Genomic DNA, 13,816 nt, shown 5'->3' with positions numbered 1-13,816 from the left:
GCACGCACCGTCCACCGTCCTCCACGGTGCGGCGGGGCGCACCTGCCGACCTCCGGGGTGTCCGCCCTTCGGGAGCGGGCATTCCGCCGCCGACCCCGCCCGGCTGTGCGGAGCGACGGTGACGGGGACGGCGGCGGGGACGGTCGGGGCGGGCCCGCGTGCATGACGGTCAGCCACATGCGCCACTCCGTCAGGTGAGGGATCGTCACCGAACCGCCCACCCGAGTGGCGGGCCCCCTGGGGCGGTCCTAGCTTCGGGGGGACGGAGGCTCCCTGCGCTCCCCCACGCCCCCGTGCCCTCCGCCCCCGCGCCCGGCGCGCCACCTCCACATGACCCCACACCCCTTGTCCCCCACGGCACCCTGCGGCCCCACGACCCCCACCGCGCGAACCCCGCACCCCCGCACCGGGCGCGCCGATCCCGGCGCCCGCCCGACCCTTGTACCCCCGAAAGCAGGCCCCAGTTCCATGTCCATGCGACGGACCCACTACCTCGCCGGCGGCCTCGCCGCCCTGGTCGCGAGCCTGGGGGCGGTCCCGCCCGCCCAGGCCGCGTCCTCGATGCGCACCGTCTTCCCCGGCGAGTCCATCCAGAAGGCGGTCGACGCGGCCGCCCCGGGCAGCACCGTCCAGCTGATGCCCGGCACGTACCACGAGAGCGTGCTGATCACCCGTTCGGACATCACCCTGCGCGGGGTCGGTCCGTCGACCGTCCTCGTCCCGGACCCGGCGCAGACCGGGAACGCCTGCGCCACGGCGGGCCACGGCATCTGCGTGGCCGGCACGGACGACCAGAAGGTGAACAACGTCCGGATCGGCTCGCTGACCGTCTCCGGCTACCGGATGAACGGCATCGACGCCTCCAACACCGACCACCTGCGGATCATGGACGTCGGTGCCTTCCACAACGGCAACCAGGGCATCAGCCAGGAGAAGTCGATCCGGGCCACGCTGACCGGCAACGAGGCCGCCGACAACGTGCAGGCGGGCATCTTCCTCGCCAACTCGGTGGCCCACGAGGGCGGTGCCATCGACACCCAGGGCACCGTGATCCGCGGCAACCGGCTGTCCGGCAACCGGATCGGCGTGGTCGTCCGGCGCGCCCGGACGCTGGCGGTGGACGCCAACGACATCAGCGGCAACTGCGGCGGCGTCTTCGTGGTCGGCGACGAGGGCTCGCCCAAGCCGGGCGCGATCAGCGTCAACCGCAACTACGTCCACGAGAACAACAAGTACTGCCCGCCGAACCCGCGGCTGGCCTTCATCCAGGGCACCGGCATCCTCTTCACCGGTGCCGAGGACTCCGTGGTGTCCGGCAACCAGATCGAGGGCAACCGCGGCGACTCGCCGATGTCCGGCGGCGTGGTGCTCTTCCCGAGCGTGACCGGCACGCCCAACAACCGGATCACCGTCACCGGGAACGTACTGGCCGACAACGGCCCCGCGGACCTGGCCGACCGCGACAAGGGCACCGGCAACACCTTCACCCGCAACACCTGCGGCGTCTCCGAGCCGGCCGGCCGCTGCTGAGCCCTCGCCCGAGCAACCCGCCGCACCGACCGCAGACCCTCCTCCCCGGGCCGCCCGGCCCCCGTACGAAAGGCGGTTCCATGTCCGCCAGCACCCAGTCCCCGTCCCCGCCCGCGGTGATGCGCCTGCGCGAGCTCGTCTTCGGCGCCGCCTGCGCCGCGGCGATCCGCGCCGCGGCGCAGCTCGGTGTCGCCGACGCGCTCGGCGAGAGCCCGACGGCCGTCCGCGACCTGGCCGCCGAGCTGAAGGTGGAGCCCAAGCCGCTGCGCCGGCTGATGCGGGCGCTCGCCAGCTACGGGATCTTCACGGAGACGGACGACGACCGCTTCGCGCACACCGACATGTCCCGGATGCTGCGCGAGGACGCCCCCAACAGCCTGCGCTACATCTCGCTGTGGTGCACCGAGCCCTGGACGTGGCAGGCCTGGCCCCGGCTGGACGAGGCCGTCCGCACCGGCCGCAACATCTTCCCCGAGATGTTCGGCAAGGAGTTCTTCCAGTACCTGCACGACGACGCGGGCGAGTCCGCGAAGGTCTTCGACAAGGCGATGAGCAGCTCCAGCCGGCAGTCCGCCGCCGACCTGGTGGCCTTCCTGGACAACCTGGAGGGCGTCTCGACGGTGGTGGACATCGGCGGTGGCCAGGGCCTCGCGCTGGCCGGGCTGCTGGAGAAGCACCCGCACCTGCACGGCACGCTGCTCGACCTGCCGCAGGTGGTCGCGGACGCCGATCCGCGGCTGCGGCCGGGCGGCGTGCTGGCCGACCGGGCCCGCCTGGTGCCGGGCGACTGCCGGGTGGACATCCCGGTGCAGGCCGATCTCTACCTGATCAAGAACATCCTGGAGTGGGACGACGAGTCCACCCGCCGCACGCTGGCGAACGTGGTGGGTGCGGCCCGCCCGGGCGCCCGGGTGGTGGTGGTCGAGAACCTGGTCGACGACAGCCCCTCGATGCGCTTCACCACCGCGATGGACCTGCTGCTGCTGCTCAACGTCGGTGGTGCCAAGCACACCCGGGAGAGCATGCTGGGCCTGATGTCCGAGGCCGGCCTTCGGGTCGACGAGGTCCGCCCGGTCAACCCGTACCTGCACGCCTTCGAGAGCGTCGTCGGGGGCTGACGCGCTCCGCTCCTCCCCCGAGGCCCGCCAGCACCCCGCCGGCGGGCCTCGGCGTGCGCCCGCCACCGGTCCCTGCACCGGGACCGGGCATCGGGCACCGGCAGGCCGGCACCGGGCGGCGGACGCGGCAACGCCAGGGCGCCGGCCCGATGGTGATCGGTCGGCGCCCTGGCGTTCGCGGTGGATCAGCCCGAGGGCCGCTCCCACCGGTAGAACTCGCGCGCCATCGCGTCCTTCGGCTCCCGCCAGGTGGCCGGGTCGTACGCCTGGACGTGCGCGGTGAGCCGGTCGCTGACGAGCTGGAACTCGGGGTGCTTCACGTGCTGGGCGACGGAGGGCCCGGGCGGCCGGTCCGCCTCGATGAGGTGCAGGTAGAGGTCCTCGAACTGGAACAGGCTGCGGCCGGTGACCCCGATCAGGTGCGGCAGTTCACCGCGGTCGGAGTCGGCGAAGATGCCCGCGATGTCGTCGCCGGAGCCGGGCCGCATCCGGGCGACGATGAGCGAGCGGTACGTCCCGCTCACCGCACGCCCGCCCGCAGTTCGACCTTCTCCTTGATGAGTTCCATCTGGATCCGCGAGTTGCGGTTGATGTGGTTGGTCATGCCGTGGTCGTCTACCGGTGCGGTGGGCTTCATCGCGAAGTCCTGGATCCAGCGCATCAGGGTGCCGCCGGGGTGCTCGGTGTACTCCCACCGGATGTTCATGAACTCGAAGGGGCCGGGCTCGACGCGGCGGGCCCGGACGGTCAGCCCCTGCCGGTCGGTCTCCCGCTCGGAGACCCAGCTCCAGACGGCGCCGTTCTCGTCGGGGTGCATGGTCAGCCGGAAGGTCGTCTTCGGGCCCTCGCGGTCGAGCACCTCGACGGTCGCGTACTCGCTGAACAGCTGGGGCCAGCCCTCCAGGTCGTTGGTGACGTCCCAGACGAGGTCGAGGGGGGCGTTGATGAGGATCTCGTTGTCCGTGTGGCCGGGCATGGGGTCAGGCTCCCGTCGTGGCAGAGGCGTTGACGGCGTCGAGGAAGTCCTGCGGGGTCTTGGACATCTCCGCGCCGGGGGTGATGGGGGTGGCGTAGGTGTTCTCCAGCTCGCCGACGATGCCGAGCAGCGCGAGCGAGTCGACGCCGAACTCCTCGAAGGTCGCGCCGGGGCGCTCCAGGTCGAGCGGGTCGACGCCGATGCCGGCCCGGCCCTTGATCAGGGCGGCCAGCTCGTCGTAGGTGAGGACGTGGGTCATCGGGTTCTCCTGTGGGTCGGGGGCATCCGGCAGCCGGTCAGGACGGCCGGCCGGCACGCAGCACCAGGGCGGCGTTGGAGCCCATCAGTCCGCGGCTGAGCACCAGGGCGGTGCGCAGCTGGGCGGTGCGGCCGTAGCCGCAGACCAGGTCGAGGTCGTACGCCGTGCCGGTGACGTTCGGCGTGGGCGGGACGAAGCCCTGTTCCATGGCGAGCACGGCCGCCGCGGCGTCCAGCAGCGGGGCGCCGCAGTAGGCGCGCCCGGTGCCGGCCTTGGGTGCCGTGACGGGCACCCGGGAGGCGTGCTCGCCGAGCACGTCGGCGAGGGCCAGTGCCTCGGCCCGGTCGGCCTCCGGGACGCCGAGGGCGTCGGCGAAGACCACGTCGACCTCGTCGGGGGCGCAGCGGGCCTGCTCCAGGGCGGCGCGGATCGCGTGCGCGAGGCCCTCGCGGGACTCGGCCCAGCGCGACGCCCCGGTGAAGGTGGCGGCGTGTCCGGCGAGTTCGGCCCGGATCCGGGCTCCGCGCCGGCGGGCGGCCCGTTCGTCCTCCAGGACGAACATGGCGCCGCCCTCGGCCGGCACGAACCCGCTCGCCTCCGGGCTGAACGGCAGGTAGGCGGTGGCGGGGTCGTCGCCGAGGCTGAGCTCGGGGTAGCCGAGCTGGCAGACCATCGAGTACGGCGCCAGCGGTGCCTCCGCACCGCCGACCACGACCGCGTCCGCGCCCCTGGCTATGGTGCGCGCCGCGTGCGCCAGCGCGTCGAGGCCGCCGGCCTCGTCGCTGGCCACCACGGCGCAGGGCCCCTTGAAGCCGCCGCGGATGGAGATCTGGCCGGTGCTGGCGGCGTAGAACCAGGCGATCGACTGGTACGGGCCGACGAACCGGGGGCCCTGGCCCCACAGGTTCTGCAGCTCGCGCTGGCCGAACTCGCCGCCGCCGGAGCCGGCCGCGGTGACGACGCCGGTGGCGAACGGCGAGTTCTCGTCGGGCCGCAGCCGCGCGTCCTCCAGGGCGAGGTCGGCGGCCGCCATCGCGTAGTGCGTGAACCGGTCGGTCTGGACGAGGTAGCGGCCCTCGACGGCGGCCTCGGCGTCGAAGCCGCCGACCTGTCCGGCGACGCGCAGCGGCATCTGCCCGCAGCCCTCGCGGGTGATCGGGCCGAGCACGCTGGCGCCCTCGCGGGTGGCCTTCCAGAAGTCGTCGGTGCCGACACCGTTGGGTGCGATCACCCCGATGCCGGTCACCACCGTCCGCCGGTCGGGCGGGTCGGACGTCATGTCCGTGCCCCCTCTCTGCTGAGCACGACCGCGGACTGGAAGCCGCCGAAGCCGCTGCCGACCGAGAGCACGTGCCGCAGCGGCAGCTCCCGGGCCGTCTTCGGGACGTAGTCCAGGTCGCACTCCGGGTCCGGGGTCTCGTAGTTGGCGGTGGGCGGGACGACGCCGTGCTTCAACGCCAGGGCGCAGGCGACCAGTTCGATCGCGCCGATGGCGCCGAGCGAGTGCCCGACCATCGACTTGATGGAGCTCATCGGCGTCTCGTACGCGTGGGCGCCGAGCGAGCGCTTGACGGCGGCGGTCTCGTGCCGGTCGTTCTGCTTGGTGCCGGAGCCGTGCGCGTTGACGTAGTCGACGTCGGAGGCGTTCACCCGGGCGTGGTCGAGGGCCCGGTCGACGGCCTCCGACATCTCCCGGCCCTCCTGGGTGAGACCGGTCATGTGGTAGGCGTTGCCGAAGGTGGCGAAGCCGCCGAGTTCGCAGATGATCCGGGCGCCGCGCCGCTTGGCGTGCTCGTACTCCTCCAGCAGCAGCACGGCGCCGCCCTCGCCGAGGACGAAGCCGTCCCGGCTGGCGTCGAACGGCCGGGAGGCGTGCTCCGGGTCGTCGTTGCGCGCCGAGGTCGCCTTGATGGCGTCGAAGCAGGCGACGGTGATCGGGGAGATCGGCGAGTCGGAGGCGCCGGCGATGCAGACGTCGACCCGCCCGTCCTCGACGGCCTGCAGGGCGTAGCCGACGGCGTCCAGCCCGGAGGTGCAGCCGGTGGAGACCGTCTGCACCGGGCCGTGCGCGCCGGTGCGCTCGGCGACCGCGGAGGCGAGCGTGGCGGGGGTGAAGGCCCGCTGCAGGTGCGGCGCGGCGCCGCGGTGGTCGACGTCCCACCGGGCGCCGTTCGCGCTGACGCCGACGTAGTCGTGCTCCAGCCGGGTGGTGCCGCCGACGGCGGTGCCGAGGGAGACGCCGATCCGCCAGGGGTCCTCGGCGCCGAGGTCGAGCCCGGAGTCGCGGACGGCCTCCGCGGCGGCGGCCAGCGCGAACTGGATGTACCGGTCCGAGCGGGCCACCTCCTCGGCGTCCAGGCCTGCCGCGTACGGATCGAAGTCGCACTCGCCGGCGATCCGGGAGCGGAATCCGGCCGGGTCGAAGAAGGTGATCCCGCGGGTCGCGGTGCGGCCGGCGGTGAGGAGGTCCCAGAAGGCGGGGACCCCGACGCCGCCGGGCGCGACGACACCGAGACCGGTGACCACCACCCGCCGTGTCATGAGACGGCCTCGGCCGGTTCCGGCGGCGCCGGGGTCTCCTCGGTGTCGACGTGGCCGAGCTCGGGCCGTGGGGCGAGCGGGCCGAGGTGGAAGACCAGGCGGGCCTCGGTGGAGCCGACGTTGCGGAACCGGTGGCGCACGTTCATCGGGATCAGCAGGCCGTTGTCGGGGCTGAGCCGGAACGGCTCCCCGTCGAGGTCGACCTCCAGTTCGCCCCTGACCACCAGCACGAACTCCTCGGAGTACGGGTGGTAGTGCTCGGCGATCCGGTCGCCGGGCTGCACGATCGCCATTCCCATGAAGCCGCTGGTGGCTCCCACCGTCGTCGGGGTGAGCATGGCGCGCAGGTCGCCGCCGCGTCGGGTGTTCGGCGGCGCGTCGTCGACGTGCACGATGCGTGGGAACTTGGTGGTCATGGTTGCTGCCTCCAGAAGGCTTTGCAGGGATGGGGGCCGGGGGCGGGCTGGCCGCCCCGGTGCGTGGACGCTCAGGCGTCCTGGGAGGAGCGGTCGGTGACGGGCTGCATGGTGCAGTCGGCGAGGAAGCGGCCGATGCCCGCGGAGGTCCGCAGGTCGTGGTGCTCGTCGAGCTCCAGCAGGCGGGCCAGCACGCCGGCGGCGCGCGGTCCGGCGATGCCGAGGGCGGTGGCGGGGTCGGCGTCGGCCGGCCCGGCGAAGTCGATGACGCGGACGACCACGTCGTCGCGGTGGAAGAGGGTGCTCGCGACGAGCGGCGAGCCCTCCTCGACGACCTGACGGTCCTGACGGGCCAACAGGCCGACGACCGAACTGCCGCATCCGGTCTTCACCGGGTAGCGCAGCGCGTACCGGCGGACGGGCGCGGTCGGCGCGTCGGGGGCGGCGACCCGGTGCACCGCGGGCAGTGCGGCGCGCATGAAGAAGGCGCGGGCGGACTCCGGGTTGCCGAGGTCGCGGGCCTCCTCCAGGTAGGGGTTGATGGCCTCCTCGACGGCCCGCACCTCGGGCTGCTGGGCGACGTGCCGCAGCGCCGCGCCGAGGTCGCCGGCCACCTCGACCGCGCGGACGACCCGGTTGCCCTGCATGAAGAGCGAGGTGCGCAGCAGCCGGGTGCGCTCGTCCACCTGGGCCTTGGGCGAGGTGTAGCCGGCGAGGATCCCGGCGACCTTCTTCTCGGTGCCGGGCTTCACCGTGAAGGTGAGGGCGTGTCGGACGATGCCGTCGGAGACCGGCGCCGCGAAGTCGTAGGTGTGGTCGCCGGCGGTCTCCCGCATGATGCTGAACCGCAGCGAGCGGGTGTCGCGGACGCAGCCGTGCAGCGGCTTGACCATCTCGCGGTGGGCCTCGCTGTCGACCCAGGAGAGGAAGGGCTGGGCGCTCTCCCACTCGCTGGTGATCAGCCACTGGGAGGGGTCCTCGATGGACTGGCAGAGCTGGTCGCTCACGTGGCCGGGCACGGCGGCGACCTGGTGGCGCAGCTGCTCATAGGCCGTCAGGAACTTCTCCTGGGCGCCGTCCATGACGTCGCACATGAGGACGACGCGCAGGCGGGGGACGGCGAGGGCGGCAGGGTGGGCGTCGGTCACGGGTTCGGTGAGGGTCGTCATCATCACTCGTCTGTTCGAAGGGACGTGTCGTCGCGCGGCCGTGGTGGAGCGGCGGCCGCTGGCGGCGGGTGTGGGGGTCGGCCTGCGGCCCGCGGGGGCGGGGGTTCGGCCGGTGCGGTCGCGTGCCCGGCCCGGTGCCGCCGACGGCGGCCGGGCATGGTCCGGTCACGAGGACTGAGCTCGATCGTGGCGGTCCGTCACCGATCGTGCGAGGGCAGGAACCCATCCGAGCGAAAAGGCGCGGCCATGGGCGCAACCGGCCGCGCGGGCACGGACGAATGACAGGGACATTGGGTGTCGGGCCCTTCGAACGACTGGAGTCACAGATGAACCCAACCGCCGACGGCCGGCTGCCCGTCCTGATCGTGGGCGGCTCCCTGGTGGGGCTGTCCACCTCGCTGTTCCTGGGAAGGCTGGGGGTGCCGCACCTGCTGGTGGAGAAGCACGCGGCCACCTCGCACCACCCGCGCGGACGCGGCAACAACGTGCGGACGATGGAGCTGTTCCGGGTGGCGGGCGTGGAGTCCGCCGTCAAGGAGGCCGCCTCGGTGCTGGCGGAGAACCACGGCATCCTGCAGGCCGACACCCTCTCGGGCGACGACCAGGAGTGGCTGTTCAAGGAGATCGACCCGGGCGGCGCACTGAAGCGGTTCAGCCCGACCGGCTGGTGCCTGTGCAGCCAGAACGACCTGGAGCCGGTGCTGCTGGAGTACGCCCGCCGGCTGACCGGTGACATCCGCTTCGGGACGCAGCTGGTCTCCTTCGAGCAGGACGCCGACGGAGTGACGGCGCTGATCCGCAACCGGGAGACGGGCGAGGAGGAGACCGTCCGGGCGCAGTACCTGGTGGCCGCCGACGGCCCGCGCAGCCCGATCCGGGAGGCGCTCGGCATCGGCCAGACCGGTCCGGGCGACCTCTTCCACAACGTCAGCATCACCTTCCGGTCGAAGGGGCTCGCCGACGTGGTCGGCGAACGGCGGTTCATCGCCTGCTACCTGACCGACCCTCGGGGCGCGGGCGCGCTGCTGCCGGTCGACAACCGCGAGCACTGGGTCTTCCACGCGCCGTGGCACCCGGAGAACGGCGAGGCGCTGGAGGAGTTCACCGACGCCCGGTGCGCCGCGGCGATCCGCGCGGCCGCCGGGGTGCCGGACCTCGACGTGGAGGTCACCGGCCGGGCGCCCTGGCACGCGGCTCAGCGGGTGGCGGAGCGGTACTCGGTCGGCCGGGTCTTCCTGGCGGGCGACTCGGCGCACGAGATGTCGCCGACGGGTGCGTTCGGCTCCAACACCGGCATCCAGGACGCGCACAACCTGGCGTGGAAGCTCGCGGCGGTGCTCGGCGGCTGGGCCGGACCGCGGCTGCTGCAGTCGTACGGGCGGGAGCGCCGACCGGTCGCGGAGGCGACCGCCGCCCGGGCGACGGCCCGCTCCGCGGAGCACAAGCACCCGGGCTACGACGTGTCACCGGGCACCGGACGGCAGAACAACGTGCTGTCGGTGGTGCTGGGCTACCGGTACCCGCTGGGTGCGGTGGTCGGTGCCGACGCGGACGGCCCGGCGGTGCCGGAGAAGCTCGCGGCGGACGGCTCGCCGGGCGGCCGGGCGCCGCACGTGTGGGTGCGGCGGGCCGGGGTGCGGGTCTCCACGCTGGACCTGTTCGAGACGGTGCCGGTGCTGCTGGCCGGACCGGCGGCGGACGCCTGGCACGAGGCGGGCGAGCTCGCCGCGAAGCGGCTCGGTGTCCCGCTGACGGGCTACCGGGTCGGCACCGAAATGGAGTTGGAGCCCGAAGAGGGCACCGACTGGGCCGGCACGTACGGGGTCGGGGCCGACGGCGCGGTGCTCGTCCGCCCGGACGGCTTCGTGGCCTGGCGCTCCACCGGCCCGGTCGGCGACCCGGAGGCCGTCCTGACCGCGGCCCTCCGCGAGGTGCTCGACCTCGACTAGCACCGGAGCGGCACCACCCCACAGACAGGGGCGCGTGGGGGCACCTTTCAGCCTTCGGCCGGGAGGTGCCCCACGCGCCCCTGTCTTCGCAGAGCCTGATCCGTGCGGTCACCCGCTTCCGGGTTGCGCGGTTCCCCGCGCCCCTATGGGTTGGCCCGTCTCCGTGGGCGTGGGTCTGCGGCTGAGGGGGCTGGGCCACCACATGTGGCGGTCGAGGTCCATGGTGAGGGCGGTGACGAGGACGGAGCGGACGACGAGGGTGTCCAGCAGGACGCCGAGGGCGACCGCGAAGCCGATCTCGGCGAAGCCCACGATGGGCAGGGTGCCGAGGACGCCGAAGGTGGCGGCGAGGATCAGGCCGGCCGAGGTGATGACGCCGCCGGTGGCGGCCAGGCCGGCGACCGCGCCGGCTCTGGTGCCGCGGTGCAGCGACTCCTCGCGGACGCGGGTCATCAGGAAGATGTTGTAGTCGATGCCCAGTGCCACCAGGAAGACGAAGACGAACAGCGGGAAGGCGTTGTCCTCGCCCTCGAAGTGGAAGCCGTGTGTGAAGACGAAGGCGCTGATGCCGAGCGCGGCGGTGTAGGAGAGCACCACCGTGCCGATCAGCACCAGCGGGGCGACCACGGCCCGCAGCAGGATCGCCAGCACGGCCAGCACCACGACCAGCACCAGCGGGATGATCACCCGGTTGTCGTTGCCGGCGGCGCGCCCGGCGTCGAGGACGACCGCGGTGTTGCCGCCGACCTGGGCGTCGGCCTCCGGCAGGGCGTGGACGTTGGCCCGGACCCGGTCGACGGTGTCCTTGGCGGCCTGGCTGTCCGGCGGGTCGGTGAGGGTGGCCTGGAAGAGCGCCTGGCCGTTCTTGGCGAGCACGGGGGTGGCGCCGGCGATGCCCTCGGTGGAGGTGGTGACGGTCCGGACGCGTTCCCCGGAGGCGGCGGTGCTCACGATGGTGAGCGGTGCTCCGGTGCCGCCGGGGAAGTGCTCGGCGAGGACCTGCTGGCCGACCACGGAGTCCGGCTTGCCGGTGAAGGTGCCGGCGGTGGAGAGCCCGGTGGCGTTCAGCGCGATCAGGCCGAGGCTGCAGACGGCGAGCGCCAGGGCGGTGCCCGTCCAGACCTTGCGGGGGCGGCGGCCGATCCAGGCGCCGATGTGCGCCCAGCGGCCGGTCTTGGTGGGCTCGGGGGTGCCGTACGCGGGGCGGACCGGCCAGAACACCCAGCGGCCGACGATCACCAGGGCGGCGGGCAGCAGGGTGAGCATGGCGCCGAGCGCGACGAGCACGCCGATCGCGCAGACCGGGCCGAGGCCTCTGGTGGAGTTCATCTCGGCGACCAGCAGGCAGAGCATCGAGGCGACCACGGTGACCGAGCTGGCCAGGATGGCCGGGCCGGCCCGGTGCAGGGCGAACGCCATCGCCTCGTGGCGGTCCTCGTGGCGGCGCAGTTCCTCCCGGTAACGGGCGGTGAGCAGCAGGGCGTAGTCGGTGCCCGCGCCGAGCACGAGGACGATCAGGATGCCGGCGCTCTGCGCGTTGACGGTGAGGTCGGCGTGCGCGGCCAGCACGTAGATGACGGCCTCGGCGACGATCAGGGCGGCGCCGGCGGACAGCAGCGGCAGCAGCCAGAGCACCGGGCTGCGGTAGGTGAGCAGCAGCAGCACGATCACCACGGTGATGGTGGCGAAGAGCAGGGTGCTGTCGATGCCGGCGAAGGCCTCGGCCTGGTCGGCGCCGACGCCGGCCGGGCCGGTGACGTGCGTGGTCATGCCGTCGCTGTTCTCGGCGGCGGTGGCGCGCAGGCTGTCGACGGCGGGTTGCAGGTCCTTCCAGCCGCCGGTGCCGATGTCCACGGGCACCACGGTCTGCATGGCCTTGCCGTCGGCGGAGACCTGCGGTCCGACCACCGGTCCGCGGACGTGCGGGGCGTCGGCGAAGGCCGCGGCGTCCCTGACCGCCTCGGCCTTGTTGGCCGGGGTGATGCCGTTGTCGTTCTGGTAGACGACCACGGCCTGGGCGATGTCGACGGGGAAGAAGGCGCGCTGCTCGTTCAGCACCTGGGTGGACTCGGCGTTGCCGGGCAGCCAGCTGCTGGCCTCGTTGTCCTCGGCATCGGTGAGCTTGCCGGCCAGCGGCACGGCGACGATCAGCAGCACCAGCCAGAACGCCAGCACCACCCACTTGGCGCGCCGGCCGCACGGCAGTGCGGCAAGCCTTGCGGACGGGCTCATCGGGTACCCCCTTGCGGGCCCTCGGCTGCTCCCTCGGCCGCTCCGGTGCCCCCGTCCGGCGGGGCGCACGGCCTCTCCCAGCATGCCACCGGAGGGCGGTCGGTGACGGATCGGGCGGCCGGCACCGGCCCGCCCGTGCGCCGCCGGCGAGGTCTATCGTGTGGCTCATGAGCTCACACTTCGACGTCGTGGTCCTGGGTGCCGGCCCGGGCGGCTACACCGCCGCGGTCCGGTCCGCGCAGCTCGGGCTTCGCACGGCGGTCATCGAGACCAAGTACTGGGGCGGCGTCTGCCTGAACGTCGGTTGCATCCCCTCGAAGGCGCTGCTGCGCAACGCCGAGCTGGCGCACATCTTCACCAAGGAGGCCAAGACCTTCGGCATCAAGGTCGAGGGCAGCGTCAGCTTCGACTACCGCGAGGCGTTCCTGCGCAGCCGCAAGGTCGCGGAGGGCCGGGTGGCCGGCATCCACTACCTGACGAAGAAGAACGGCATCACCGAGTTCGACGGCTGGGGCACCTTCGTCGACGACCACACCCTGCAGGTCTCGCTGACCGCGGGCGGCGTCGAGACGGTGACGTTCGACCACTGCATCATCGCGGCGGGCGCCACCACGCGGCTGCTGCCGGGCACCTCGCTCAGCGACCGGGTGGTGACCTACGAGGAGCAGATCCTCACCGACACCCTGCCGGAGAGCATCATCATCGCGGGTGCCGGCGCGATCGGCGTCGAGTTCGCGTACGTGCTGCACAACTACGGCGTGAAGGTGACGATCGTCGAGTTCCTGGACCGGATGGTGCCGCTGGAGGACGCGGACGTCTCGGCGGAGCTGGCGAAGCGGTACAAGCGGCTCGGCATCGAGGTGCTGACGTCGACCCGGGTCGACGCGATCGACGACTCGGACCCGAACGCCAAGGTCCGGGTGACCGTCACCCAGAACGGCGCGCAGAAGGTGCTGGAGGCCGACAAGGTGCTCCAGGCGATCGGCTTCGCGCCGCGCACCCAGGGCTACGGCCTGGAGGTCACGGGTGTGAAGCTGACCGAGCGCGGCGCGATCGCCGTGGACGGCCGCAGTCGCACCAACGTGCCGCACATCTACGCGATCGGTGACGTCACCGCCAAGCTGATGCTGGCGCACGCGGCGGAGTCGATGGGCGTCATCGCGGCGGAGACCATCGCGGGCGCGGAGACCATGGAGCTCGACTTCGTGATGATCCCGCGCGCCACGTACTGCCAGCCGCAGATCGCCAGTTTCGGCTGGACGGAGGCGCAGGCCCGCGAGCAGGGCCACGACGTCAAGGTGGTGAAGTTCCCCTTCACCGCGAACGGCAAGGCGCACGGACTCGGCGACGCGGCCGGCTTCGTCAAGCTGATCAGCGACAACAAGCACGGCGAGCTGCTCGGCGCCCACCTGATCGGCCCCGAGGTCACCGAGCTGCTGCCGGAGCTGACCCTGGCCCAGCAGTGGGACCTGACGGTGCACGAGGTCGCCCGCAACGTGCACGCGCACCCGACGCTGGGCGAGGCGGTCAAGGAGGCCGTGCACGGCCTCGCCGGGCACATGATCAACTTCTGATCGGCCGCCGCGGCACTCTCCGCGGCCGGCGGTGACGGCCCACCGGGTCGCC

12 protein-coding genes are annotated in these 13,816 nt (G+C 73.0%); 4 read left to right on the top strand and 8 right to left on the bottom strand.

Annotated features, from left to right (window positions below):
- The first annotated feature begins 468 nt into the window (after positions 1 to 468).
- Together ABD353_RS01350 and ABD353_RS01345 are read left to right on the top strand one after the other, a co-directional pair.
- A complete protein-coding gene (locus ABD353_RS01350; protein ID WP_344621555.1) occupies positions 469 to 1,530 on the top strand; it encodes a right-handed parallel beta-helix repeat-containing protein in 1,062 nt (353 codons plus the stop codon).
- Between the two features lie 80 nt (positions 1,531 to 1,610).
- Positions 1,611 to 2,648, top strand: coding sequence for a methyltransferase (locus ABD353_RS01345; protein WP_344621554.1), 1,038 nt, complete (start codon positions 1,611 to 1,613; stop codon positions 2,646 to 2,648).
- A 185-nt stretch (positions 2,649 to 2,833) separates the two neighbouring features.
- On the opposite strand, the gene ABD353_RS01340 is transcribed toward ABD353_RS01345, so the two are convergent.
- The 7 genes from ABD353_RS01340 to ABD353_RS01310 form a co-directional block, all read right to left on the bottom strand.
- Entirely contained in the window at positions 2,834 to 3,172 is a 339-nt protein-coding gene (locus ABD353_RS01340; protein ID WP_344621553.1) for a TcmI family type II polyketide cyclase, read from the bottom strand.
- A complete protein-coding gene (locus tag ABD353_RS01335; RefSeq protein ID WP_344621552.1) occupies positions 3,169 to 3,624 on the bottom strand; it encodes an SRPBCC family protein in 456 nt (151 codons plus the stop codon). Before ABD353_RS01335 ends, ABD353_RS01340 begins: the two co-directional genes overlap by 4 nt.
- Before the next feature lie 4 nt (positions 3,625 to 3,628).
- Positions 3,629 to 3,883 (bottom strand): acyl carrier protein, encoded by a 255-nt coding sequence (locus ABD353_RS01330; protein ID WP_030265077.1) that lies wholly within the window; start codon positions 3,881 to 3,883, stop codon positions 3,629 to 3,631.
- 37 nt (positions 3,884 to 3,920) lie between these two features.
- Positions 3,921 to 5,162: a beta-ketoacyl synthase N-terminal-like domain-containing protein gene (locus tag ABD353_RS01325; protein ID WP_344621551.1), complete on the bottom strand. Its 1,242-nt coding sequence runs from the start codon at positions 5,160 to 5,162 to the stop codon at positions 3,921 to 3,923.
- The gene (locus tag ABD353_RS01320; RefSeq protein ID WP_344621550.1) at positions 5,159 to 6,424 is read right to left on the bottom strand and encodes a beta-ketoacyl-[acyl-carrier-protein] synthase family protein; all 1,266 of its coding nucleotides are present in this window, start codon (positions 6,422 to 6,424) and stop codon (positions 5,159 to 5,161) included. Before ABD353_RS01320 ends, ABD353_RS01325 begins: the two co-directional genes overlap by 4 nt.
- A complete protein-coding gene (locus ABD353_RS01315) occupies positions 6,421 to 6,840 on the bottom strand; it encodes a cupin domain-containing protein (protein WP_344621549.1) in 420 nt (139 codons plus the stop codon). The genes ABD353_RS01320 and ABD353_RS01315 overlap by 4 nt, the downstream gene beginning before the upstream one ends.
- Before the next feature lie 71 nt (positions 6,841 to 6,911).
- The gene (locus tag ABD353_RS01310; protein WP_344621548.1) at positions 6,912 to 8,009 is read right to left on the bottom strand and encodes a SchA/CurD-like domain-containing protein; all 1,098 of its coding nucleotides are present in this window, start codon (positions 8,007 to 8,009) and stop codon (positions 6,912 to 6,914) included.
- Between the two features lie 326 nt (positions 8,010 to 8,335).
- Between ABD353_RS01310 and ABD353_RS01305 the strand changes: the two genes are divergently transcribed.
- Complete coding sequence (locus ABD353_RS01305) at positions 8,336 to 9,958, top strand: FAD-dependent oxidoreductase (protein ID WP_344621547.1); 1,623 nt, start codon at positions 8,336 to 8,338, stop codon at positions 9,956 to 9,958.
- A 108-nt stretch (positions 9,959 to 10,066) separates the two neighbouring features.
- Here ABD353_RS01305 and ABD353_RS01300 read toward each other — a convergent pair whose 3' ends face one another.
- Entirely contained in the window at positions 10,067 to 12,190 is a 2,124-nt protein-coding gene (locus ABD353_RS01300) for an MMPL family transporter (RefSeq protein ID WP_344621546.1), read from the bottom strand.
- A gap of 167 nt (positions 12,191 to 12,357) precedes the next feature.
- On the opposite strand from ABD353_RS01300, the gene lpdA reads away from it, so the two are divergent.
- Positions 12,358 to 13,764, top strand: coding sequence for a dihydrolipoyl dehydrogenase (gene lpdA / locus ABD353_RS01295; RefSeq protein WP_344621545.1), 1,407 nt, complete (start codon positions 12,358 to 12,360; stop codon positions 13,762 to 13,764).
- The last annotated feature ends 52 nt before the right edge of the window (positions 13,765 to 13,816 follow it).

This window comes from Kitasatospora arboriphila, assembly GCF_039528095.1.
Classification (GTDB): Bacteria; Actinomycetota; Actinomycetes; order Streptomycetales; family Streptomycetaceae; genus Kitasatospora; species Kitasatospora arboriphila.
The sequence above is the reverse complement of the archived record's forward strand: the minus strand, read 5'-3'. Positions and strand labels throughout refer to the sequence as shown.